The following is a 25,630-nucleotide window of genomic DNA, read 5'->3' as shown; positions in this document are numbered from 1 at the left end:
GCTGATATTCCTCATTGGGGGCTGGACACGAAAAAATACTTATAAGGAGGTGCAGCATACGTGGCAGTCGATAAAATCTTTCGTATCATTGGATTTATCGTTTTTGCAATCATTGGTTGGTACATCGGCATTGTCCTCGCTGGTTCATCCGAACTTACCGTCGATACCCTGAAATGGGCGATTCCTGCCGCACTCATCAGCGCCATATTTGGCGCTATGATAGCACCCTGGATTACGACCAAACCGGCACGCTACGTGCGCCGGGTAATCGGGCAACTTCCGGTGCAGCAACTCATAGCGGCCATCATCGGTGTGATCATCGGTCTCATCGTGGCAGCGTTGCTGGCTATACCGCTTTCTCGACTCCCATCACCCTTCGGTGACGTGCTGCCGGCGGTCGGTGCCGTCGTGTTCGGTTATCTCGGGATTACCGCCATGACGATGCGGGCTCAGGATATCACTGACCTGATGGGTGGTCGCTTCAGGCGTTCCACAGCCCAGGAACCGGTCGAAACTGAGAATTCGGCACAGGATCCGGAAAAGGATTTTGAGGCCGAACGCACGCCGGTCCTCCTGGATAGCAGCGTGATCATCGATGGGCGGATTGCCGATATCAGCCAGACCGGCTTCATCATGGGGCCCATGCTGATCCCTCGCTTCGTGCTCAACGAAGTGCAATACATCGCCGACTCGGCCGATGCCCTGCGCCGGAATCGAGGGCGCCGGGGGCTCGACATGCTGAATCGACTTCAGCAGGAATCTGCCGTGCCGGTGATCATCAGCGATATGGATGTGCAAAATGTTCGCCATGTCGACGACAAGCTGGTCCAGTTGGCCAAAAAGCTCCAATGTCCCGTAGTCACCAACGATTTTAATCTCAATCAGGTAGCCCAACTCCAGGGCGTAGATGTGCTCAATATCAATGCGCTGGCCAATGCGGTCAAGGTGTTGGTGCTACCCGGAGAGACGATCCGGGTCACCGTAATTGACGAGGGCAAGGAGATGGGTCAGGGGGTTGGCTATCTGGACGACGGTACCATGGTCGTGGTTGAAAATGGGCATCGTCATATCGAGAGCGAGATCGATGTCCAGGTAACCAAGGTGCTTCAGACCAACGCGGGGCGGATGATTTTTGGCCAGCCCCAGGAACGGCGCTAGGCATGGCTCTTCAAGTCTATAACACATTGTCCCGCAAAAAAGAGGCCTTTGAGACCATTGAAACAGGCAAGGTACGCCTGTATGTGTGTGGACCGACTGTATATGACAAGGCTCACGTGGGGCATGCCATGTCCTCCATCGTCTTCGACGTGGTGCGGCGTTACCTGGAATACCGCGGCTTCCAGGTGCGTCATGTCATGAACTTCACCGATGTGGACGACAAGATCATTGCGCGTTCGCTGGAGACCGGGCAGGACCCGTTTGAAATCGCCAATCGCTACATATCAGAATACAAGCGCCACATCGACGAGTTGAATATCCTGCCGGCCACGCAATACCCGCTAGTATCCGAAACCATCGGTGAAATCATTGAAATGGTGCAGACGTTACACGAATCACGCTACGCCTACGAATCGGGCGGCGATGTCTATTATCGGGTGCGTCAGGATGAGGACTATGGCAAGCTGAGCCGCCGCACGACCGACAAGGCTCTGAGTGGCACCCGGGTCGAGACGGACGAAAGCAAGGAAGATGCCAATGATTTTGCGCTCTGGAAGGCGCAGAAACCGGGTGAGCCTGCCTGGAATAGCCCCTGGGGACCAGGACGTCCCGGCTGGCATATCGAGTGCTCCGCCATGGCTCTGAAGCACCTGGGCCAGCAGATCGATATCCATGGCGGTGGAAACGACCTGATCTTCCCGCATCACGAAAACGAGATCGCGCAGACCGAGAGTTGCACCGGCAAGTCCTTTGCCCGTTACTGGATGCATAATGGCATGCTGCAGCTGAGCGGCGAGAAGATGTCCAAGAGTCTGGGTAACCTGGTGACGGTGGATGACTTTCTTGCCGGGCACGAGGCTGATGTCCTGCGATTGCTCATCCTTTCCTCCCATTATCGCAAGCCCCTGTCTTTCAACGAAAGGGTGATTGCCGATAACGAACGAGGGCTGGCGCGCCTTCGTACGGCGCTCAAGCCGCCGGCAGGCAGCCAGGTCTCCGGACAGGAAGTGGACGCGTTGCTGACCGCCGTCGAAACAGCGCGGGCGAACTATGTTACGGCGATGGACGATGACTTCAACACTGCCGGGGCACTCGGGCACATTTTCGATCTTGTTTCGGCGATCAATCGGGCCAGGGATGCGGGTATAGGCGGCGAGCCCTTCGAGACAGCCCAGGCGCTGATCAGGGAGCTGACGGGAGTTCTTGGACTGAGGCTCGAAGAAACGGGCAGCGCCTGGGCTGAAGCTACACCCTTCATCGATCTTCTGGTGGAAACCCGTGCCAGGTTGAGAGAGGCCAAACAATGGCAGCTTGCCGACGAGTTGAGGGATCGGCTGACCGGGTTAGGCATCGTTATCGAAGACACCCGCGAGGGCAGTACCTGGCATTTTGGCTAGTTGTAAGGTTCATTGGCATAGGGCGATTTGGTGATTGAAAACCTGTACGGCCGGCATGCAGTCCACGAGGCGTTGCGGGCAGGCCGGAGACGTTTCTACAAACTGATCCTGGGGGCCAATGTCAAGGAGACTGGCCTGATTCAGGATATTGTGCACCTGGCATCCAAGGCCAGGTGTCAGATTCAACGGGTCGAAAAACAGCGTCTGGACAGGGCTTTGCCCGGCGTGCGGCACCAGGGCGTGTTACTGGAGACGGGGGTTTACCCTTATGTGCCTTTGGAGACCATGCTGGAAACTGCTGAGGTCCTTCAGGAGCCTCCGCTGATGCTGTTGTTAGATCATCTGGAGGATCCCCAGAATCTTGCTACGCTGTTGCGCACGGCCGAGGCGATGGGTGTGCAGGGCGTTGTGATCCCGCAGCGGCGGGCCGCAGGGGTAACCCCAGCTGTCGTCAATGCTTCGGCCGGCGCCGTTGAGCACCTCTCGGTCGCCCGGGTCAACAATATGAGCCGGAGCATCGATGCGCTCAAGAAAGGCGGTCTGTGGGTTGCCGGACTGGAGGATAGACCCGATGCGCAGGCTTTGGCCCGGTGCGATCTGACCGGCCCCCTGGCGATCGTTGTGGGCGCCGAAGGCAAGGGGCTTAGCCGGCTTGTTCGTGAGAAGTGCGATTGGCTGATACGTATCCCTATGATGGGCCGGATTCAGTCTCTGAATGCAGCGGTTGCTGGCTCGGTCGTCTTAGTGGCAGCCCGCACAGCTCGGGAGATTGGCTCTTGAAAGCGATTGCAAATTTCTATCAAAATTCAACCAGGAGGTATCCCGGATGACTGTCGATGTGGGCGGTCAACTGCTGAATAGCGTCCGGACATGGGAGGATCTGCCAGATCCTCGCCGGATGCTACATCAACAGGACCCCGAACTGTATAATGCCATTGAGGCAGAGCGAGAACGCCAGAGCGATGGTATCGAGTTAATTGCATCGGAGAATTACGTGAGTCCCGCGGTTTTGGCCGCGCTGGGCTCGGTCTTGACCAATAAATACGCCGAAGGTTATCCCGGGCGTCGCTATTATGGCGGTTGTCAATATGTCGACGTGATTGAAGAGTTGGCGTTAACGAGAGCGAAGACGCTCTTTGGAGCTGACCATGCCAACGTGCAGCCCCACAGTGGTGCGCAAGCCAATGCCGCTGTCTATCTGGCGTTGCTTAAGCCGGGCGACACCGTGCTTGGACTTAAACTCGATCACGGTGGCCATCTCACTCACGGCTCCACGTTCAACTTCAGCGGCAAGCTGTACAACTTCCAGCACTATGGCGTGGATCGGGTGTCAGAACGAATCGACTGTGATGAACTGGCGCGCCTGGCAGACGCTCATCAGCCGCGGTTGATCGTGGCTGGCGCCAGCGCCTATCCCCGCTGGTTCGATTTTCCCCGCCTGCGAGAGATAGCGGACAGCGTCGGTGCTTTTTTGATGATGGATATGGCCCACATCGCCGGCCTGGTTGCCGCGGGCCTTCATCCCGATCCAGTGCCATACTGCGATGTGATCACCACGACTACGCACAAGACCCTGCGGGGTCCCCGGGGCGGCCTGATCCTGAGCAAGAAGAACCTGCAGAAGAAGATCGACAGCGCTGTTTTCCCGGGCACGCAGGGTGGCCCGCTGATGCACGTGATTTCCGCCAAGGCAGTTGCCTTTGGGGAAGCGTTGCAGCCTGGGTTCAAGGCTTATTCTCAACGGATCCTGGACAACGCCCAGGCCTTAGCTTCCGGATTGCAGGAAGAGGGCCTGCGATTGGTGAGTGGTGGTACCGACAATCACCTGATCCTGGTTGACCTGCGCGCTGCCGGCATATCGGGCAAGGCAGCTGAAAAAGCCCTCGATAACGCCGGCATCCACACCAACAAAAATATGATTCCCTTCGACCCTGCCAAGCCTACCGTTTCCAGTGGCATCCGCTTGGGCACACCTGCAGTGACGACTCGTGGCATGGGCCCGGCGGAAATGCGCAAAATCGCCGGCTGGATCGGTGAGATTACCCATGATGTCGGGAACGAGGGCCTACAGGAGCGTATTCGAGCTGAAATCCGCCTTCTTTGCAGCGGATTTCCAGTGCCTGCGTGAGCTACCGGCCCAGAGGTTCCCGATTCGACTGGAATGGCGTGAGCAGTGGCGGTGGCTCAATCCTGGCTATCCATAACCATCTCCCGTGAATATCCTGAACCTGGTTGCAGCAGCGGCCCTTGGCTATCTCCTGGGCTCGATTCCTTTTGGTTACCTGGTGGGCAGCCTGTGGGGCGTCGATGTTCGCGAAGAAGGCAGCGGCCGTACCGGCGGCACCAATGTCTGGCGAGCTACCCACAGGACGATTCCAGTTGCATTGACTCTCTTTGGCGATACCTTCAAAGGGGTGGCTGCGGTCTTGATCGCGCGCAACTTCCTTGAGCCGCCAGAGGCGACCGCTGCACTGGCCGGGGCTGCAGCCGTGCTCGGCCACATCTGGCCGCTGTTTCTCAACTTCAACGGGGGTGCAGGAGGATCGACGGCCGCCATTACGTGGATTGCACTCAATCCAGTTGTAGGGATTCCCAACCTGATATATGCTCTGTTTGTCTTCGCGTTTGGCCGCTATGCCTCTCTCGCTACCCTGACGGTCGGTGTAAGCGGCGTAATCCTGGCGGTACTCTTGTTGATCGTCCGTCCCGATCTTGTAGGAATCTGGGACGTGGTGTTTGGCCTGATCGTAACGATTGCAATGGTGATCACGCTTCAGCCTAATCTTCGTCGCCTGCGCCAGGGAAGCGAGCGACGGATTGATCTTTGGTAGGACTGCAGCAGTGACTCCCGGCCTCGTTGTCCTCCAGGATGCTCAAGGGACCCGGTGGTTGCGATTCAGCGATCCCGTTGCTGTTTTTTCCGCCACTTCCCTGGAGGAGGTGGGTCCCAGCCTCAATGCCATAGACCATGCTGTGACCCATCACGGTCTTCACGCAGCGGGCTACATCGCCTACGAAGCAGCGCCCGCCTTTGATCGGGCTCTCACCGTGCACGCTTCGGTGATTCCTCTTTTATGGTTCGGTCTTTATAAACCCCCCGAAGTTCTTTGGGAGATCCCCGGATCCTCCTCGTCAAGCTACGATCTTGGTGATTGGCAACCAGCGGTCACGGAAGATGCATACGGCCAGGCTATTTCCGCTATCAAACAGGCCATTGCCGCTGGATTAACCTATCAGGTGAACTACACCTTCCCGATGCATGCCTCCTTCGGCGGTGATCCGTGGGGATTGTTCGTGAAGTTGTCCCGAGCCCAGAAAGCCCGCTACGCTGCATTTCTGGATACCGGCGATTTGGCGATCTGCTCGGCCTCGCCGGAGCTTTTTTTCCAACTGGATGGCACAACCCTGTTGTCCAAGCCGATGAAAGGCACTGCCTCCAGGGGCCGCTGGCCAGCAGAAGACCAGGGCCGGCGCCAATGGCTGCGTCATTCCAGCAAGAACCAGGCGGAGAACGTCATGATCGTCGACATGATCCGCAATGACATGGGCCGGGTGGCTGACATTGGAACCGTTCATGTCCCCAGGTTGTTCGAGGTTGAAGGGTACCCTACCGTCTGGCAGATGACCTCCACCGTAATCTCCCGGACCCGGGTGCCAGTGCCCGATATTCTCAATGCGCTCTTCCCGTGCGCTTCCATCACGGGCGCACCCAAGGTTCGAACGATGAAGATCATTGCCGGATTAGAGCCTCATCCCCGAGGGGTTTACACGGGCGCGATCGGGTATATTGCGCCCGGTCGCCGGGCTCAGTTCAATGTTGCGATTCGCACTGTGCTGATCGACAGACGCCTTGGCCTGGCGACCTACGGTGTAGGTGGCGGCATTGTCTGGGACTCGAGTACCGATGACGAGTACCAGGAGGCACAGTTGAAGGCACGCGTTTTGACGGAAACATCCCCTTCTTTTGATCTCCTGGAAACCATCCTCTGGACGCCTGCAGATGGCTATTTTCTTCTGGATCAGCACCTGGATCGCCTGGCTCAGTCCGCGGCGTACTTTGCCATCGATGTGGATCTGAGAGATATCGAACGTCGATTGGCGAAAAAAGCTGTGGGTTTGGGGAAAGGAACCAGGCGCGTCCGCCTGCTTGTTTCGCAAGATGGCGAAGTCGGGATCGAGGCCTGGCCTTTGGACCCGACGCCGGAAAAGGAACCGCTTCGGATAGGCCTGGCCCGATGGTCCGTCGACAGCAACGATCGTTTTCTCTATCACAAGACCACCCATCGTTCGGTCTATGAGCAGGCGAGGGCCTCCCGGCCCAACTGCGACGAGGTGTTGCTCTGGAACGAGCGTCGTGAGATCACCGAGGCCAGTATGGCAAACGTGGTCCTTGACCTGGACGGCGAGTTGGTGACACCGCCGGTTTCCTCGGGCCTGCTGGCCGGTGTCTACCGCGGTCGGCTCCTGGAACAAGGAAAGATCCGCACGCGGGTTCTTTGCCTCGATGACCTGAAGCGCTGCGAGAAGCTGTTTCTTGTCAACTCGGTGCGACAATGGCGCGAGGGGGTCCTTTCCAGATCAGACCACTGATTTTTCGGCTACCCGTTGAAATGTCCGAAAAACGTGATACAATGAAATAGTGGGGAATGATACGGCGCTGCGGTATTGCCGCGGAAAAAGCGTTTGATTCAAGGGAGGCACATCATGCGCACTCGGAAGTATGTCGTGCTGGTTTTCTGTCTGATGCTCGTTTTCGTCGCGACGGCGAACGCAGGGGGGGCCGGGGACGAAATCGAGTTGGGACCAGGATGTTCAACCGGTTCTTCGTATGATCCCGCCTGCGATGTGAATCGGGATGGGGTCATCGATGTGGTTGACATAACGCTGACGGCCTCGCACTGGGGCCACCAGGGACTGTGGACGGCCGATTACTGGTCATTGTATGGCAATGCGGGGACCTCGCTGGGCAGCAATTTTCTTGGGACCACCGACGACAGGCCAATTGTGCTGCGAACCAACGATAGGGAGGCAATGCGCGTGACGGTCGATGGACGGGTCGGTGTCGGCACCGATGCGCCAGGCGCCCAACTTCATGTGGATGCGCAACGGGTCGGCAAGGGGATACGGGTTTCCGGCGCCGGTGACGATGGTGTGGCGGTCGATTTTGCCGGCGGCGATGGGGTCGATGTGTTTACCGCACGCGAGGATGGTTTTCAAGTGTTCGCAGCTGGTGACCCCAGCTTTTCCCAGGACTCCGACCTTGAGAATGGAGTTGAGGTGGCGGGCGCTGGCGGTAACGGCCTCTTCGTGGGACGCGCGGATATCCACGGGGTGTCCATCGAATCGGCTGGCAGCAACGGCATGCTGATCGTGGATGCCGCCAACTACGGTATCGACATCCGCACAGCAGGCGGCGACGGCATCACGATCGGTGAAACGTCAGGATCCGGGATGACTGTTGGCGATGCGGGAGAGTCGGGTCTGTACATCGGACAGGCTGCAGAAAACGGGGTCGTAGTATCGGAAGCGGGAGACGCGGACACCTGGTACTGGTCTCCCGAAAACGATGGTCTTGAAGTGGGGGCTGCCGAAGGACACGGGCTTTTCGTGGGTCGCGCTGACCTGGATGGCATCCATGTCCTCGACCCGGGCCAGTGGGCCGCCGATCTCAACGGCGATGTGAGGATTTCGGGCAGTTGCGTGGGATGTAAATCCGCCAGTTTCGCGCGAAACGTTGGCGACAGATCGCTTGACCCCGGGGAGATTGTCGTGGTACGGGGTGTGGCACCGGGAACGGAAGTTGGCCAGCGGCTGGTTCTGGATGTTGCGCCGGCGAGCGAAGGGGGACGTGCCATTGGTGTGGTCGCTGGTCGGGCGAGCATAACAGAACGCCGCCTGGGTTTGCGGGGAAAGCAGGAGATCGTCCGGACCCTGGTGCCTGCTGAAGGTGCTGCCCAATCGGGCGAGTTTCTCATCATTGTGACCCATGGACCCATGCGGGTGCAGGTCGATGCGGGGCAAAACGCGATCGAGGTAGGTGATTCATTGATGGTCGATAGGGATGATGGTCACGTGCGGGCCGCGCGGCAGGCAGTCGTGGATGGCATCACGGTGGCGGAGATGGGATCGATAGTCGGCGTGGCTTTGGAGCCGCTGTGGTCCGGTGACGGACTGATGTGGGTGCTGGTAGGAGCGCAGTGAGGTCAATAAGTCGCTGAGGCGCAGTCGAGTCTCCCGATTGGGCCGGTGACCTGCGGTTTTCAACCGAAAGGAGCGAAGTCATGATGGCAGCCAGATTACTTGGAGTACTGATTACCGTGGCCGCACTGATGATGGCGAGTGGTGTGGTTGTCGCACAGGGCCCGGAGAATTCGGCCAGCGATGGATGCACCTCTTTACCTGGCTATGATCCGGCCTGCGACGTGAATCAGGACGGCGACATGGATGTTCTCGATATTCAGCTGACGGCAGGGCATTGGGGCGAGACCGGCGTCTTCAGCGCTGACTACTGGGCATTGACCGGCAACGCCGGCACCAGCCCGGGCACTCATTTCCTGGGCACCACCGATAACACGGCTCTGGAACTTCGAGTTAACGGCCAAAGGGCGTTGCACCTGGCGCCCCATGGCACCAGCCCCAACCTGATCGGTGGCTATAGAACCAACGAGGTGAGCGCCGGCGTCTATGGCGCCACCATCGGAGGAGGGGGCAGCAGCGGCGGTCCCAACCGGGTGACCGACAACTACGGCACGGTGGCCGGTGGCTACAAGAACCAGGCCGGCAACGACGGCGGCGCCACCACCGATGCCGATCTGTCCACCGTCGGGGGCGGCTGGGGCAATACAGCCAGCGATGAGTACGCTACCATCGGAGGCGGCGCTCAGAATCTCGCCGATGGCTTTATGGCCTTCGTGGGGGGTGGCTGGGGCAATGCTGCGATCGCGGAATATGCCACTGTGGCTGGCGGAGGACGGACGGTGATCAGTGATCCCGATACCGCCAATCGTGTTACCGACAAATATGGTTTCGTTGGGGGAGGTGGAAACAACCAGGCCGGCAACGGCGATACCAACCTGTCCAACCGAAACTACGCTACCGTAGCCGGTGGCAAGGATAACACCGCCAAAGGAAGTCAGGCGACGGTCAGCGGCGGCGCGGGGAATAACGCCAGCAACAGCTACGCTACAGTAAGTGGCGGTGGATTCAACGTGGCGAGCGGTTTTGTGGCAACTGTCGGAGGCGGCTCGTACAATGAGGCGCCGGGGGAAAACGCCACCGTCAGCGGCGGCGATGGGGGAATCGCCGCTGGTGACTACGCCACGGTTGGCGGCGGCCGGAGCAACCAGGCCTCCGTGGATTACGCTACGGTTGGCGGCGGCCGGAGCAACCAGGCCTCCGTGGATTACGCCACGGTTGGCGGCGGCCGAAGTAACCAGGCCACGGGAAACTATGCCACCATCGCCGGCGGTGGGCGCAGCGATGATAGCGATCCTGACACCGGCAACCGTGCCACCGACGATTATTGTACCGTCGGGGGCGGTGGCAACAATCAGGCCGGCGATGGCCCAACATCCACCGATACAGCCAAATATGCCACGGTCGCTGGCGGTATTCATAACACTGCCAGCAGCCACTACGCCACCGTCGGGGGCGGGTTTGCCAATCTTGCCTCGGGTTGGTGGGCCACGGTGGCCGGTGGCGAGGCCAACAACGCTACGCATTACAACGCCACCGTCGGCGGCGGCGACGGAAACTTAGCCAGTGGCCAGGGCTCTACCGTCTGTGGTGGCATTGATAACACCGCAAGTGGGTATGAGTCCTTTTCCTGCGGTGGCAGCCTCAATGTCGCGGCGGGCGACGGCGCGGTCGCGCTTGGCGGCGAGGGAAACCTGGCCGGAGGCAAAAACAGCTTTGCCGCAGGCTATCAGTCCCAGGCAGCGCACGACGGCACCTTCGTCTGGTCAGATTCGGCGGCCGCGAAGGTCATCGCCTCCGGCGCCCCGAACCAGTTTGTAGCGCGGGCCTCCGGAGGGGTGTTACTTTTCACCGACGGCGATGCCAGTGTAGGCGCAATTCTGCCTGGCGGATCGGGATCCTGGTCGTTTCAGAGCGACGCCGACTCCCGGGTCGAGCTGGAGATGGTTGACGGCGATAGCGTGTTGGACAGATTGGCGGGATTGTCGATTCAGCGATGGCACTATCGAACTCAGCCTTCTGAGGTGCTCCATGTCGGACCCAGCGGTCAGGATTTTTCTACCGCCTTCGGAATCGGCGAGGACAGTCGCTATATCAGTGCGGTGGATGCGGATGGAGTCGCTCTGGCGGCCATTCAGGCGCTCTACCGTCGGACGCTGGACCTGGAGGCCGAGAACAGCGAACTGCACAGCCAGCTTGAGGACCTGTCTGCCCGGCTAGCCACCGTCGAGCAGTCCGGTGGCGGTGGCTGATCGAGTAGCCCTGGGCGTCGCAGCCTGGACTGGAGCGCCGGGGGAGGACAATTATGAACAAACTGTTATCTGCAGATATGATCTGGATCATATTCAGCATGAGGATTGTCGCATATCATGGTAATGTAAGGAGGGAGTCCTTGATCACTGGCTGATTCCTGCAGGGTGGCTCAGCGCGTCGGCGAGCCTTTCGCTCACCGAGGTCTCTGGGGGACAACCCGAAAGCCAGTGCCGACGAATGCTCGTTTTGTACCAGGATTGGAGGGATTCATGCGGCGGTCCATCTACATTTTCATTGTTGTTGCACTTCTTGTGAGTATCAGTCCGTTGGCCTTTGGCTCAAGTGGCACAGCCAACCTGCCGAACGATAACGTCAAAGTAACGGAGGCGTACCATGGGAATCCTCAGGAATCAAGGCACGTAGACAGCGAGACGATCGTTGTACCCTTTGCCGATGGCACTGTGGGAACACAGACCAGCCTGTCCTACTCTGGCAGGGTTCGCGTCACCGTGTCTGGGGTTGGTCAGGCAAACGCGACAAGTTACTCCGACGCGTTTTACATCTATACCGATAACGCGGGGAACCCGATCCCGCCGGTTCATCCCACTGCGTGGTTCAACTGGACGCTCTGGATCAACGACGGCCCTGCCGATAGGTTTGTTGACCCGATTCCTGCTTACCGAGATGATCATGTCTATTCGTTTACCATCGAGGCGCCGGGCGGTCCCCTAACCTTTGCTGTAGGGGATGCTTTGATTAACGACAACACGGGCGAGTATATTGTGACGGTAACGCCCGAATACCCGGCCCCTCACTTCACTTCGCCCCCGACTATCGATGGATTGCTCAATGACTGGTCAAGCAACCCATCGATATATCTGGATGCCGAAAATGCAAGCTACGTCTGGGGCGAAGTGCCTACACCAGCTGACCTGAGCGGCACGATGCGCGCTGGATGGGACAGTCAAAAGCTCTATTTTGCGATAGAGGTCACCGATGACATTTTCATGGTCGATGGCGATGAGATCTGGCGCGACGATTCGATCACGATTTCGCTGGACGGTGCCAACGACGATGTTGGGAACAACGAAGATGACCACCAACTTGTGGTAGCAGCGGATGGGGAGTTCAAGGATTTCGGTTACGCGCCGGTGGATGGGGTCGAGGTCAGTGTGCGCCCTACCGGCCAGGCAGCGGGCTATGTGGTGGAAATGGCTGTCGACAAATCGCTGGTGCTGGGCACACTGGAAACCGGCCGGGTTATCGGCCTCAACTTCGCCTTGACCGATGACGACACCGGTGGCCGCCAGGACTCCTGGCTGGTAATGGTTGGGGAAGAGACTTACCACGGGGAAGAACACTACATCGATCTTTTCCTGGATGATACCTCCTGGTCACCGCAGGATCCTCCCGGCAGCTACTGGAGCACCGTGGGATCGGGAACCAGCAATCACCTGAGAAGCATCGATATGCTGAGTGCTGGTGAGGGGTGGATAGCCGGGAAAACCGGCACGATTCTCCAGTACGAGAACGATGCCTGGGTAAACAACGATGCGCCTGGAAGCGATGATCTCTTCGGCATCGACATGGTTTCGCCTGAATCCGGCTGGGCTGTCGGCAAGGATGGCACCATCTGGAAGTATGAAACCGATGCGTGGCAGACCGAAACCAGCCCCAGCCAGGAGTGGCTTTTTGATGTCGATAGCGTGTCGCAGGAGGATAGCTGGATGGTCGGAACAGGTGGTGAGATCCTGCATTATGATGGCACTGGCTGGGCAACGGCCACCAGCCCCACGACCTCGGGGGGAGGACTGGCCATCGACATGATCGCCGGGGATGACGGCTGGATCGTAGGACAGCATGGGATTATCTGGCACTACGACGGCAGCGAATGGACCGCCGTCGATTCGCCGACAACGAGCGATCTCTACGACGTCGCGATGGTCTCACCCGACGCGGGATGGGCAGCGGGCGAGGATGGCGTGATCGTGCGCTACAAGGAAGGTGAATGGCTTCGCTGGGGAAGTCCCACCAGCGTAACCCTGCTTGGCGTAAAGATGGAAAGTGAAAGCCTGGGATGGGCGGTCGGTGAAAACGGGTTGATCCTGCGTTACAACGACCGCGGCTGGGGTTGGGAAACGTCCCCGACGGAGGACAAGCTGGAGGATATCTCGGTCCTCAATGAAAACAATGCCTGGGCGGTGGGCGAGAATGGTACCATCATTCGTTTCCGGCCACCCGGGGCTCCCACCGAGACTCCAACGCCCACACCCACCGAAACCCATACGCCGACGGCCACCCCGACGCATACGCCGACGGCTACCCCGACGCATACGCCGACTGAGACACCAACCGCGACACCGACGCATACGCCGACTGAGACACCAACCGCGACACCGACGCATACCCCAACCAGGACGCCAACGCATACCCCAACCGCGACACCCACCGATACGCCGACATTTACGCCAACCCCAACGGCTACGGGCACGCCAGTGTTGGCTCCCGATCTCTCCGGGTCGAGCAAGAGCGCCGATCCGGAGGTCGTCGACTACTTTGAGGATATCACCTATACGATCGTGCTGGAGAATGCCGGCCCCGGGGATTCCGACGTGACTCTGGTGGATGTGCCACCCTTGCCTTATCTGGCGGGAAGTGCTATCGGCGGTATCTGGTGGGATGACACCGCTGGGGCAATTCGCTGGCAAGGTTCTCTGGAAGCGGGAGATTCGCGGGTTTTCCAGTTCAGCGTCCATGGTCCGGTGCCGGTGATTCCACACAATACGACAATCAGCAACGAGGTGATCATCGACGATGGTGTCCACGATCCCTTTGTTCGCTCGGTGGAGGTCCTGGCCAATCCTGGGCCAACCCCAACCGCCACGCCCACGCTGCGGAAGTTGTATCTGCCGATCATTCTGAAGTAGCCTGGTGTTTTGACCCACTCCCCGGCCCACTGCCAACCTGGGAGGATGAGAGGTTTCTTCTCCCCTCCCAGAGCCGGTGGCCCTTCGCGGTTGCTCTGGGGGCCGCGCACGGGCTGGGGGAGGGGTTTTGAGAGTCACCCGACAAGAACTGGAGTCCTTCCCCTGGGGCGTAGCCACGATCCTCCGTGGCCTGGTTGACTCTGGCGACTACAAGCAGTTCGTTTACATCACTTACCTTAAAATCCGCGATAGGGGGGCAATAACGGAAAAGGTAACTGGCGATCCCCATGGCATCCATGCTATAATCGTCTGCAGCAATGTCCTGCAGGGAGACTTTGGGTCAACGGCAGGACTTTCATTACTCACGTGATGTCACACACTCCCGTCAACCAACCAAAAAGTGAACGCCCATGACTGACGACTTCGTACACCTCCACGTTCATTCCGAGTTTTCCCTGCTTGATGGCCTGGGCCTGGTCGACAAGCTGGTTGAGCGCGCCAAAAAACTGGGCCAACCTGCGCTGGCCCTTACCGATCATGGTACGATGCATGGGGTGATACCCTTTTTCCGGGCCTGTAAAGAGGCGGAGATTCATCCCGTCATCGGTGTTGAGGCCTATCTGACCCCATGGGGAAGGTCGATGGAGGCGCGCGATCCCCAGAAAGATCGATTCCGGCACCACTTATTACTCCTGGCGCAGAACCAGACCGGCTACCAGAATCTGCTCAAGATATGCTCGGACGCTCAGATGAAAGGGTACTACTATCGGCCTCGCATCGACGCGGCTTACCTGGCCGAACACAGCGAGGGGTTGATTTGCACCACCGGCTGCCTGGCCGGGGAGGTGCCAAGCTTACTTTCGAACGAGAAGGGGCGAGTACCGGATGAACAGCGAGCTCGGGATCGTCTTCATTGGTACCTGGACGTCTTTGGCAAGGATCGTTTCTTCATTGAACTGCAGGAGCACGACATTCCGGTTCTGCAGCACGTCAACAGGACGCTGATCGACTGGGCCGAGCGGGACGATGTGGGCATGATGGTTAGCAACGATGTCCACTATGTCGAGCCTGGCGATGACAAATTCCACGATGTCTTGCTCTGTGTGCAGACCGCCTCACTGGTCAATCAGCCTGATCGAATGCGGATGCCCGGTGGCAGTTTCTACCTGAAAACGGGCCAGGAGATGCGTGATCTCTTCCGCCCCCTGGCGACCCTTCCCGAAAGTGCCTTCACCAATACTCTGCGCATCGCTGAGATGTGCCAGGTGGATCTGGAGGACAGCTCCTTTCACTTGCCCGACACTGAAATCCCGGAGGGCTTCACCTATCAGACCTATCTGCGCCATCTGACTGAGAAGGGTCTGCAACAACGTTACGGCCAACGGGCAGATGATACCGATGTGCGGGACCGTATGGAGCATGAGCTCAAAATCATCAACGACATGGGCTTTGATGTCTACTTCCTGATCGTGGGCGATCTCTGCGATTACGCCAGGGAACGAGATATCTGGTTCAACGTGCGCGGATCGGGCGCCGGCTCCATTGTCGCCTACGCCATCGGCATCACAGGGCTCGATCCCCTTTCCAATAACCTGGTCTTCGAGCGGTTTCTCAACCCGGGCCGCGTCAACATGCCCGACTTCGACCTGGATTTCCCGGACGACCAACGGGAAGAGATGATCCGCTATACCATCGACAAGTACGGCGCCGACCACGTAGCCCAGATCGTGACATTCGGTCGAATGAAAGCCCGGGCTGCCGTGCGCGATGTAGGCCGTGCCCTGGATATACCTCTGCCCGAGGTGGACCGCGTCGCCAAGCTCATTCCAAATGTTCCGGGCAAACCGGTGACTCTCAGCCAGGCCTTGGGCCAGGACGCTGAAAAACCGGAGCTGGTTGTCCCTGAGCTCGTCGCCGAATATGAGAGCAAGGACTACATACGGGATCTGCTCGATACGGCCAGTGCCCTGGACGGGGTGGCTCGTCATGCCTCCACCCATGCAGCGGCGGTGATTGTCACCGATGAGCCGCTGGTGGAGTACCTGCCTGTGATGCGGCCCCAGAAGGCAGTCATCACAGAATCGGTGACCCAGTTCGAGTTTCCCATCTGCGAATCGATTGGCTTGCTCAAGGTTGATTTCCTGGGTCTTCGCACGCTTACCATCATGCGGGAAGCTACCAGGATAATCGAAGAACGCCACGGCGAAAAGTTCACTCTGGAAAACATTCCGCTGGATGACCCGGTGAGTTATCAGTTGCTCTCAAGTGGTGAGGTATCAGGAATCTTCCAGGTGGAGGGCGCCGGGCTGCGCCGGACAGTGGCTGAGATGCAGCCAACGGAATTTAACCACATTGTGGCCGCCATTTCCCTGTATCGTCCCGGTCCCATTGAGTTCATTCCCGATTACATCGCAGTCATGCACGGCGAGAAAGAGGCCGTGTATGTCCACGAGGCCCTGGAACCGATCCTGGCCGAGACCTTTGGCATCTGCGTGTACCAGGAACAGGTCATCCAGCTGCTGACCGACATCGCCGGATACTCGGCCGGTGACGCCGATCTCGTGCGCCGGGCGATCAGCAAAAAGAAGGAAAAGGTGCTGGTCGAAAACCGAAAGATTTTCGCCAGGGGTGCCAAACAGCGATCTGGCCTGACCCACACCGAATCGGACGCTATCTGGGATGCCTTGATGGGCTTTGCTCGCTACGGTTTCAACCGGGCCCATGCAGCAGATTACGCGGTCATTACGGTTGAGACCGCCTATTTGAAGGCCCGCTACCCGCTGGAGTACATGACGGCGTTGCTGCTTGTCGAGCGCGATAACACCGACAAGGTCGCCTATTATATCACCGAATCCCGTCGCATGGGCATCGAGGTCCTTGCTCCCGATATCAATGCCAGCGGGATGGATTTCGTGATGGAGAAATTGCCGGAAGGCGTCCATCCACCTTCCGGCAAGGATTCGCGCATCGGCTATCCCTTTCCCGTGCCCGAGGGCGCTGCCATCCGCTATGGTCTGGCGGCGATCAAAAACGTGGGCGAAGGACCAGTAAATGCCCTTCTGGAGGCTCGCGGGAGCAAGGGGGCTTTCACGTCGCTGGATGATTTCTGCGAACGTGTCGATCTTCGCAAGGTGGGACGGCGCCCACTGGAGAGTCTGATCAAAGTAGGCGCCCTTGACGATTTTGGCGAACGTGCCTGTCTAATGGAAGCTCTTGACCAGATGATCGGTGTAAGCAAACAGAACCATGATGCAGCAGCAGCAGGCCAGCTCAACCTCTTCGGTCTTTTGGGCGCGGGCGACGGCGCGGACGGCGGGCTCACGATTCAGCTGTCTGCTGTGGAGCCGATGTCTCCCAAACAACGATTGGTCGAGGAAAAGGAGCTTCTGGGGGTTTTTGTCTCTTCCCATCCATTGCAACAGATGGCAGCAGATGTGAGTGACGTGATTACCTGTTTCTGTGGCGACCTGGATGATAGCTATGCGGGCAAAAACGTCGTGATGGCCGGAAACGTCGTAAGAGTGAATGAGATTACCACCAAGAAGGGTGCCCGCATGGCGTTCGTTACGCTTGAGGACCTTCAAGGGCAGTGTGATGTGGTCGTCTTTCCGAAGATATGGGAGGAAAGTAAAGCGCTGTGGGAAGTGGATAAAATTGTCCTGATACGGGGCAAAGCCGAAAAGCGGGCGGAAAAGGTCAATGTGCAGTGTGAGCATGTCCAGGATTTCCTGGAGAGGGCTGTCGCCTCGGACGAGCGCGATGACCCCTATGCTGACTTGCGGATCCAGACCGTGTTTGAGGACCGTAACGGTGCTCGCGGCATGTCATCCAGGCAAGGGGTCGAGCGAAATGGGCGCGACCATCTGACTTCTGATCTGGGCACAGGCAGCGACCAGAGCCCCTTCGCTGCGGAAGAACCTGAATGGCTTAAAGAGGGTCCAGGATTGGGGCAACCCACCTTCTCCGCTGGTGCCGGGAAAGTTGAGGCAGGCGCGGATGACTCTGCGGACAAGGGGGCTATCATTCCTGACCAGTCTTCGACAGAGAGGAAAGAAACCGCAGAATCGACGCAACAGGTTGTCGACGGCGGGTCTGCGTTGCCTCCGGAGCCCGTCCAGGTCCGTGAACCGGTGGAAATCCGGGTCACCATTCAACGGAGTCATGTGGCTGAGCGAGACAAACGGCTTCTTACCTGGGTTTACGAGCAATTGAAGGAGCGACCTGGCCCAGACCGTTTTTCTGTCGTGCTTCGAAAGAATGGCGAAGTGTTATTGATGGAATTTCCCAACAACAGCACTACGGTGACACCGGAGCTCGAGGACCGGATAGCCAACCGTCTTGGAATGTCCAATGTGGAGATACGGGAGCCAGGGCGCGGCTAGCGCTCAGTGATAGTGTATTCGTAGGGCGCCACCTCGGTGGTAACGGGTGCCAGGGCGCTGATCGCCAGTATGGCATCCTTGCGGCGACCCAAATCAGGTACCAGCCAACGACCCTCGCCATTTTCGTCGACGCCCAGGCGTGTCAGCACCGGTTCCTGACCGCTTTGAAGCTCTATCAACTGGATCAACCACCTCTGTGGCAGTTGATTGTCCGTTCGAATCCAACCCTCCGATACCCAGTTATCATCCCCATCTTCGGCACCGTACTCATATCCGATCTCCGGAATGCTGATGTCGTCGATAAAAAACCCCGGGTAGGTGACCGCGTCGTCGGTGATGTACTGGAACCGCACCAGTACCTCTTGTCCTGTGTAGGGCGTCAGGTCAACCATCTGTTCGATCCATTTGGCATTGCAGTCATCGCCCGCTTCCTGGCTGTCGGGATCGCCAGAACAACCTGTGATTCCCCAGCCGAAACTGTTGCCATTGGGATTGGTGTCTGTTGTTTCGCCAGTTTGCATCGGGGTCCAGGTCTTGCCATCATCGGCCGAGACCATCACATAGGCATAGTCCCAATCGTGTTCGATATCGTACCAGGACCAGAACCGTAAGGTTGCCTGGTCGACCTCGCTCAGGTCGAAAGCGCGGGTCAAACGTGCATCGGAATCGTCCACCCGGTTGGCCCACCACATAAAATCGCCACCGTGGGCATTGGTGGAGGCAAGCCGGGCAGTGGTTGCGCCACGGAAATCCACATCCAGATCACCGCTGCCACGCAATCTCACATAATCGGTCGCATACTGGTGAACTTCAGATTCTCTCTGCACGGGGTAGCGGCGGTGTTGTGCGTCCACGGCCATCGGCTCAATTTCGTCCCGTTCGTAACCGAAGCGGCCATCAGCCAGGCTGGTATCGTTCAGCAGGTTTGCAATCACCCAGTCCGCGAACACGTCATCAAATCTAAGGCCGGTGCCGCTGTTCTCAAGCGCTTCCTCAAATCCCTCGATGCCATTGGCATCGCTGGCGATCACTGCCTGGGTTAACTCGTTGCCGAATCGATCCAGCCAATAGGAGACGAAGAGATAGGCGTTGCCGTAGTGTTCGGTTCGACCGTCCGGGTCGTCACTCCAGGTGTTGAGCTGGGTATCGGGCAACTGGCTGAACACCCGATCGGCGCCGCCGCGGCTGTAGCCGTTGAGTTCGCTGGCGAGTTCGCTCATGCCCTCATTGACCCAACTGCTTTCGTTTTTATCCTGGTACCAGTGGATCATATGTTGGAACTCGTGGGCTAATACGCCATCGTAGAAATCGGAGTCGGGCTTGGCGTTGCCAAGATGGATGTAGAACATTTCTCGCTCGTTGGAGAATGGCTGTGCCTTGTTGCTTACCTCATCAGCGCCACTGTAATAGCCTGCGATGGTGTCACCGAGCTGATTCGAGTGCAGGATATGGAGTCGAGGATCGCTGTCGATGCCTGGGCTCCACTCACTGCCAAAGAAATTCCGATTGGTGGGATAGGTTTCGTAGGCGAACTTATCAGCCGAGGTTATGATATCGTCAAGATTATACCGCAGGCCCTGCTCGATCCAGATGTAGAGAACATCGTTGGCGTAAACCAGCTCCGCATCTATCTGGAAATGCTCTACGTCGTCGCTGTTGCTCACCCAGAACGACTCGTTTTCGCCGAGCGAATATTCCGGTGGCGACTCGTGCACGATTTCAGGAATCGGACCGGTGCCACGCATTTCTTCGGCCAGGCGTCGCAAGTCACGGGCTGGCACCACGGCTTCCGCCAGGGCTTTCTCAGTGGCAGACAGACCCTGATGCGCCGGCGGCGCGATGGCCGGGTCCGTCCCACTGGACTGCCAGGTCGCCGTGGGCAAGGACGACTGTCCCGATTCGGGAATAGCGTCTATTTCGATGGTGGGAATGGGCACGACCGGTGGTTCCGGTGCGTTGACCGCGTTCAATCCAAAAATAATACCGCTGGTTGCGACCACGAATAGACAGCAGCAAAAAAGAACCGCTGCCAGGATGCCGAGGATCCACCAAATTGTGTTGTTGTCTTGTTTGTTCAAAACCTGTTCTCCCAATCAATTTCTTTTGGCGCAATTTTCGATCGGCTGCTGTCTCAACGTCTGGCCTCCAGAAGCCACCTCAATCGCCAATAGTTACGTCGACAATACATTGGCCGAAATTTCCCGTGTTGTCAACGGTTACCAGCCTGAGTTGATATGGCCCGGGCGGGAGACCTGACGGGTCCCACGTACCCAGGGGGCCATTGAGGACAGCCGCCTCGCGGCTTAGATAGAAGTTGAAGTCTCCAGCACCGCCGACCGGCTTGAATTCCAGCTTGAAGTACTGGAAACTGTCAGTTTGCGCAGTTCCAATCACCTGAATTGGTCCCGTGATCTGCTGGCCGGCGCCGGGTTCCAGGATTACGGCCCGTTGATCGGTACAATTAGCTGGTGCCACTGCCCCTTGTACTTTCTCCGGCTCAGCAGTTGGAATGGGACGCGGCGTGGCCCGCGGGCGGGGAGTGGGCGTAATTGTGGGCGTTACCGTCGCAGTCGAGGTGGGTGCGGCAGTTTGTGTCGGTGTGTTGATCAAGAAGGGTGGCGTTGGGGTCGGATCGGCCTGCGCAATGATCGGTTCGACCGCTTCTACAAGATAGGTGCTGATAAAGAAGATAGCACCCATGAAAAGAGCCAATATGATTGTCAACCGAAAGATGCCATGGGTCCGATTGAGCGCAGCCTCCCGCTCAAGGCTGAACACGGCATGCTTACGTTCGCGCCGAGCCAGAATCGCAGAGCGAAGCAGGACCACAGCGGCGATTGCGCAGAGTGCGTAAAACCAGTTCGAATATTCGCTTATCAACTGGACCACGATGGCCATGCTACGTCAAGACCTCAACATCAAAACAGATGCCCAGCAGTTGGCAGGGCATCTTTTCTCGGAAATACCTCCGATCTTCCCATTATATCACGTTTGCGCTGGGGGGGAAGTTCACAACTGTCTCAGGATTCCCTTGATCAGGCTGGTCAGACGAGGCACCAACAGTTGACCTGCTTCCAGAACCTCTTGATGGCTGGCCTCACCCTCTACGTCGATTTGGTCAATGGCAACATTGCTGATGCCGGACACACCCAACACACGCATCCCGCCATGCCTGGCAACGATGGCCTCGGGTACGGTCGACATGCCGACAGCATCGGCGCCAATCAGCCGCAGGAATCGAATGTCGGCGGGCGTTTCGAAGGTCGGACCAGAGAGGCCCGCGTACACTCCTTTGTGCAAGGGGATGGCCTCCCTGTCGGCCACGTCCACTGCCATTTGGCGCAAATCCCGGTCATAGGTCGCTGACATGTCAAGAAAACGGGGACCGAGGGCGGGATCATGCGGACCACGCAGGGGAGTCGCGCCTCCGAAGCCAACCAGGTTCAGGTGATCCTCGATCAGCATCAGGTCACCTGTGCGAAACTTCTGGTTTATGCCTCCAGCAGCATTGCTCAACATGAGGGTGTCCACACCCAGGAGGCGAAACACGCGAATGGGCAGGGTTACCTCCTGCATCGAATAGCCCTCATAGTAGTGGGCCCGGCCTTGCATGATGAGTACTGGCTTGTTCTCCAGGGTTCCAATGACCAACCGGCCCCTGTGTCCGGGAATGGTCGAAATCGGAAAGTGGGGGATGTCGCGGTAGTCGATGCTGACCGCGTCCTCGACCTCATCGGCCAGCGGGCTCAACCCGGAACCCAGCACAAGAGCGATTGTCGGTTCAAGGGTACTGGAGGCCTGGACCACGGCGGCAGCTTCCAGGAAGTCTTCGCGACTTGGAATTTCGATCATGGATTGTCCTCGTAGATTGGGAAAACGGGCATGCCATAGCGCCAAGGCGCGGCACCAACCGGTGCCGCTACCGTGAAATGTTGACCATGATCCGTAGACAGGCTCTGCTCTGCCTTCCGTTTTCTGGTGACCGGGGATCGCGTGGCACGAACCCTGTCGGTTATGCCCTGGGATGGGCCTCGTTGTACGCCTCCCTCAGATGGTCTCTGGTGACCTGGGTATAAACCTGGGTGGTCGAGATGTTGGCATGCCCCAGTAGCTTCTGCACATCCCTTAGCTTGGCACCACCGTGGAGCATGTGGGTCGCAAACGAATGGCGCAGTGTATGGGGCGTAACCTCGCCTTCAATCCCGATGGCGTCCACGTATCGTTTGATGATCAGCCATAAGCCCTGACGGGTCAATCGCTGGCCGCGATGATTGAGGAACAATGCCGGTTCATCGTCCCCTCTAACCAAGCGAGGCCGCCCACGTTCCAGGTAGCTGGCCAGAACCTGAGCTGCCTGGTCGTAGATGGGTACAACCCGCTCCCGGTCTCCCTTTCCGACACAGTAGATGGTACCGGCATCCAGGTCGACATCGTTGACGTTCAACGAAACCAATTCGGTGACGCGCATGCCGGTGGCATAGAGTACCTCGAGCAGAGCAGCGTCGCGAAGTGATTTGGGACTGTCCGACTTGGTCGGCTCGTTCAGCAGCCTTTCCACATCCTCCACGGAAATGGCCTTTGGCAGGTGCTTTTTTACCTTGGGCGATTCCAGGCTGAGGGTGGGGTCTTCCTGAATAATCCCTTCATCGTAGAGGTAATGAAAGAAGGATTTGATGGCGGCTACTTTGCGCGCGACCGTGGAAGAAGCATATTGCCGCTCCTTCATGTGCAGGATGAAACCCACGATCTGGGCTTTGGTAACCTGATTCCAATTCGTAGGGGCGGCATCGACGGGTAGATCGTTGAGGTACTGGGCGAATTGAGTCAGGTCATTTCGGTAGGCTGCCAGGGTGTTTACCGAGTAGCCTTTTTCCGTTGCCAGATAGTCAAGGAACTCGTCGATACGCGCTTGCATTGCTGCACCCCTTCCGCTGTTTTGCCTTGAAGGTGCTGTTCCGGTCTGACAGGAAGAGCATTTTCACTGCTTATTGAAAACTCGTTATGGTAATTTCTATGTCCCTATTGTACCACAGCTTGCCATAATGTCAACTGGAAATTCTAGACCAAACGCTCTCGCACCACGGCACTGACATAGTCCATGATAGCCACGACGATGGCGATAGCCCATACTGCCACGGCTGCTTGCTTGTACTGGAGTAAATTAATCCACTGGATCAGAAGGAAGCCGATTCCGCCACCGCCCACCAGGCCGATGACAGTGCTCATTCGCACGTTGATATCCCAGCGATAAAGGGTGAATGCAATGTAGGGTGGCACAATCTGTGGCACCACGCCGTAGATGACATTCTGCAGCGGATTGGCGCCCGTGGCGGTGACTGCCTCAATAGGACCAGGATCGATGCTTTCGATCTGCTCCGAATAGAGCTTTCCCAGGGCGGCGATGGAGTGCAGCGTGAGAGCCAGCACTCCGGCAAAGGGACCTACACCCACCCAGACGGCGAAAATGATGGCCCAAATCAGGGGCTCGATTGCCCGCAGAAGGTTCAGGGTGAGCCGAACCACGTAGTAAATCACAGTGCCGATCCGGCTGCGGGTCATCAGGTTACGGGCGGCGAAAAAACTGATGGGCACGGCAAAAACTACCGCCAGTGCCGTCGCCATCATGGCAAGGAGAACCGTCTCGATCATTTTGTCGATGACCAGCTTGGTGGTTTCGGAAAGAGTCAGCGGTCCGGTAACGATGGTATATTGGGCCTGAAGCCGGTGGGCAAGAAACTCCTCTCGGGAGAGCCAGTCCGAGGGGACAGTGATAACCGTTTCGAATGATCCATCGCCATCGCTGGTCACAACATCCAGGATGTCGATACGGGGGTTATCGGCTGCCGCCAGGCGCAAAGAAATCTCCGTATCCGGCGGGAAATTCTGACCAACGACGCCGACCTCCTCCCCTCGATCCGCGCAGGTGCTGCTCAAGATCATGTAACCTTCCTCGCGCGGCTTCATTTGAGCCGGTGGATCATCGCTACATGGCACCTGCAGGAGAGCCGTAATTGTAAAATCCTCTTCCTCTCGCGATAAAACCTCCGGGTGCATCAGTGCACTCAAGAGGGGTTTGACATCGTCGAATCCCTCGGGCAGCGCAGCCAGGTCGATTTCGGTGACTCGCCAAGCCCATACAAAAATGAAAATGCCGGAGATGATCAGAATCCACCGCAGTAGATACTGCCAGAAGGACTTGCGCGGGCGATACTCATCGTAGAGGCTCATCGAACCTCTACCTCCATCGCCTCGTCTCCGTAGATTTCGAGGAATCGGGCATCGTTGATTTCGACTGGCAATCCGTCGAACATTATCACGCCATCCTTGAGAGCGATGATGCGATCACCATACTCCCGGGCCAGGCTCAGAAAATGCAGGGAACAGATTATCGTGATGCCATCCTGTTGGTTCAGGTCCTGAAGATAATCCATAATCGAATGGCTCAGGGCCGGGTCCAGGGAGGCTACTGGCTCGTCAGCCAACATCAGGTGCGGCTGCTGCATCAAGGCCCGGGCGATCCCGACCCGCTGCTGTTGCCCGCCGCTGAGGGCGTCGGCGCGGTTCCATGCTTTTTCGGCGATCCCGACCCGGTCGAGGTTAATCATCGCCTCTTCCTTGACACTCTTGGGCCAAAGGTTGAGCATGGATCGCAGGCTGTTGGTGTACCCAAGGCGCCCACTGATGACATTGGTGAGGACGGAGTTGCGTTTCACCAGGTTGAAGTGCTGGAAAATCATGCCGATTTCCCGCCGGATCTTGCGAAGGTCTCCGCCGGAGGCCGCCGTGATATCTCTACCATCCCAAATGACCTGGCCTGCCGTTGGTTCGACCAGTCGGTTAATACAACGCAAAAGGGTGCTTTTTCCTGATCCGCTCAGGCCGATGAGCACGAGGAACTGACCCTGCGGCACCTTGAACGAAACGTTCTTGAGTGCCTCGGTACCATCCTCATAGGTCTTGCTGAGATCTATGATTTCCAGCACAAACGATCTCCTTGATCGGCACGTTACACCGGGAACGGAATTGGTGTGAGGGATTTTCGAGGTGCTGTCTGCTGGCCAGCTTGTGCATCATACACCGATTCGCAGCGCGGGGCAAGTGGGATCATAGTCGGAACAGCGCCGGCCTGTTGCGCCATCCCTGTTCTGTTGACTCAAACGGAACGCTAACGCTTCGCTAGCACCATTCTGACACAAATCGGGTAAACTGAAAATCAAAAAACAATCCACTCCATTGATTCATTGGAAGAATGTGCTATAATAGATCTCCGTCATCAGAGAAGATCGGCGAGAATCTGCGATGAGAAAGAAAAAAACAC

Annotated in this window: 16 protein-coding genes; 10 read left to right on the top strand and 6 right to left on the bottom strand. The window is 57.8% G+C overall.

Going from position 1 to position 25,630, the window contains the following annotated elements; translation table 11 throughout:
- Positions 1-60: 60 nt before the first annotated feature.
- The 10 genes from U9R25_01640 (at position 61) to dnaE (ending at position 18,312) form a co-directional block, all read left to right on the top strand.
- On the top strand, positions 61-1,158 hold the full coding sequence (locus U9R25_01640) for a TRAM domain-containing protein (protein ID MEA3334582.1): 1,098 nt from the start codon (positions 61-63) through the stop codon (positions 1,156-1,158).
- Between the two features lie 2 nt (positions 1,159-1,160).
- Complete coding sequence (gene cysS, locus U9R25_01635; GenBank protein ID MEA3334581.1) at positions 1,161-2,555, top strand: cysteine--tRNA ligase; 1,395 nt, start codon at positions 1,161-1,163, stop codon at positions 2,553-2,555.
- Positions 2,556-2,585: 30 nt separating this feature from the next.
- The gene (gene rlmB / locus U9R25_01630; protein MEA3334580.1) at positions 2,586-3,335 is read left to right on the top strand and encodes a 23S rRNA (guanosine(2251)-2'-O)-methyltransferase RlmB; all 750 of its coding nucleotides are present in this window, start codon (positions 2,586-2,588) and stop codon (positions 3,333-3,335) included.
- A 118-nt stretch (positions 3,336-3,453) separates the two neighbouring features.
- Positions 3,454-4,683, top strand: coding sequence for a serine hydroxymethyltransferase (gene glyA, locus U9R25_01625; GenBank protein MEA3334579.1), 1,230 nt, complete (start codon positions 3,454-3,456; stop codon positions 4,681-4,683).
- A gap of 85 nt (positions 4,684-4,768) precedes the next feature.
- A complete protein-coding gene (locus U9R25_01620) occupies positions 4,769-5,386 on the top strand; it encodes a glycerol-3-phosphate acyltransferase (GenBank protein ID MEA3334578.1) in 618 nt (205 codons plus the stop codon).
- 10 nt (positions 5,387-5,396) lie between these two features.
- Entirely contained in the window at positions 5,397-7,145 is a 1,749-nt protein-coding gene (gene pabB / locus U9R25_01615; protein MEA3334577.1) for an aminodeoxychorismate synthase component I, read from the top strand.
- Positions 7,146-7,259: 114 nt separating this feature from the next.
- A complete protein-coding gene (locus U9R25_01610) occupies positions 7,260-8,756 on the top strand; it encodes a hypothetical protein (GenBank protein ID MEA3334576.1) in 1,497 nt (498 codons plus the stop codon).
- A gap of 80 nt (positions 8,757-8,836) precedes the next feature.
- Positions 8,837-11,002 carry a hypothetical protein gene (locus tag U9R25_01605; protein ID MEA3334575.1) on the top strand — a complete coding sequence of 722 codons (2,166 nt, stop codon included), beginning with the start codon at positions 8,837-8,839 and terminating at the stop codon, positions 11,000-11,002.
- Positions 11,003-11,272: 270 nt separating this feature from the next.
- Positions 11,273-13,930 carry a sugar-binding protein gene (locus tag U9R25_01600; GenBank protein ID MEA3334574.1) on the top strand — a complete coding sequence of 886 codons (2,658 nt, stop codon included), beginning with the start codon at positions 11,273-11,275 and terminating at the stop codon, positions 13,928-13,930.
- A 410-nt stretch (positions 13,931-14,340) separates the two neighbouring features.
- A complete protein-coding gene (gene dnaE, locus U9R25_01595; protein ID MEA3334573.1) occupies positions 14,341-18,312 on the top strand; it encodes a DNA polymerase III subunit alpha in 3,972 nt (1,323 codons plus the stop codon).
- Here dnaE and U9R25_01590 read toward each other — a convergent pair.
- The 6 genes from U9R25_01590 to phnC form a co-directional block, all read right to left on the bottom strand.
- On the bottom strand, positions 18,309-20,390 hold the full coding sequence (locus U9R25_01590; protein MEA3334572.1) for an immune inhibitor A: 2,082 nt from the start codon (positions 20,388-20,390) through the stop codon (positions 18,309-18,311). The genes dnaE and U9R25_01590 overlap by 4 nt on opposite strands.
- Positions 20,391-20,469: 79 nt before the next feature.
- Complete coding sequence (locus U9R25_01585; GenBank protein ID MEA3334571.1) at positions 20,470-21,210, bottom strand: hypothetical protein; 741 nt, start codon at positions 21,208-21,210, stop codon at positions 20,470-20,472.
- A gap of 111 nt (positions 21,211-21,321) precedes the next feature.
- Positions 21,322-22,164: a purine-nucleoside phosphorylase gene (locus U9R25_01580; protein ID MEA3334570.1), complete on the bottom strand. Its 843-nt coding sequence runs from the start codon at positions 22,162-22,164 to the stop codon at positions 21,322-21,324.
- Positions 22,165-22,324: 160 nt separating this feature from the next.
- Entirely contained in the window at positions 22,325-23,227 is a 903-nt protein-coding gene (gene xerD, locus U9R25_01575; GenBank protein MEA3334569.1) for a site-specific tyrosine recombinase XerD, read from the bottom strand.
- Positions 23,228-23,370: 143 nt separating this feature from the next.
- Positions 23,371-24,540, bottom strand: coding sequence for a phosphonate ABC transporter, permease protein PhnE (gene phnE, locus U9R25_01570; GenBank protein MEA3334568.1), 1,170 nt, complete (start codon positions 24,538-24,540; stop codon positions 23,371-23,373).
- Positions 24,537-25,295 (bottom strand): phosphonate ABC transporter ATP-binding protein, encoded by a 759-nt coding sequence (phnC, locus tag U9R25_01565; protein ID MEA3334567.1) that lies wholly within the window; start codon positions 25,293-25,295, stop codon positions 24,537-24,539. Before phnC ends, phnE begins: the two co-directional genes overlap by 4 nt.
- Positions 25,296-25,630 lie beyond the last annotated feature (335 nt).

The sequence above is a fragment of the Chloroflexota bacterium genome, from assembly GCA_034717495.1.
GTDB lineage: Bacteria > Chloroflexota > Anaerolineae > JAAEKA01 > JAAEKA01 > JAYELL01.
The sequence above is the reverse complement of the archived record's forward strand: the minus strand, read 5'-3'. Positions and strand labels throughout refer to the sequence as shown.

Coding starts and splice junctions, on each gene's coding strand:
- glyA (MEA3334579.1), top strand. CDS start 3,454: ATGCTACATCAACAGGACCCCGAACTGTATAATGCCATTGAGGCAGAG.
- dnaE (MEA3334573.1), top strand. CDS start 14,341: ATGACTGACGACTTCGTACACCTCCACGTTCATTCCGAGTTTTCCCTG.
- xerD (MEA3334569.1), bottom strand. CDS start 23,227: ATGCAAGCGCGTATCGACGAGTTCCTTGACTATCTGGCAACGGAAAAA.
- cysS (MEA3334581.1), top strand. CDS start 1,161: ATGGCTCTTCAAGTCTATAACACATTGTCCCGCAAAAAAGAGGCCTTT.
- U9R25_01610 (MEA3334576.1), top strand. CDS start 7,260: ATGCGCACTCGGAAGTATGTCGTGCTGGTTTTCTGTCTGATGCTCGTT.
- U9R25_01580 (MEA3334570.1), bottom strand. CDS start 22,164: ATGATCGAAATTCCAAGTCGCGAAGACTTCCTGGAAGCTGCCGCCGTG.
- phnE (MEA3334568.1), bottom strand. CDS start 24,540: ATGAGCCTCTACGATGAGTATCGCCCGCGCAAGTCCTTCTGGCAGTAT.
- U9R25_01605 (MEA3334575.1), top strand. CDS start 8,837: ATGATGGCAGCCAGATTACTTGGAGTACTGATTACCGTGGCCGCACTG.
- U9R25_01585 (MEA3334571.1), bottom strand. CDS start 21,210: ATGGCCATCGTGGTCCAGTTGATAAGCGAATATTCGAACTGGTTTTAC.
- U9R25_01600 (MEA3334574.1), top strand. CDS start 11,273: ATGCGGCGGTCCATCTACATTTTCATTGTTGTTGCACTTCTTGTGAGT.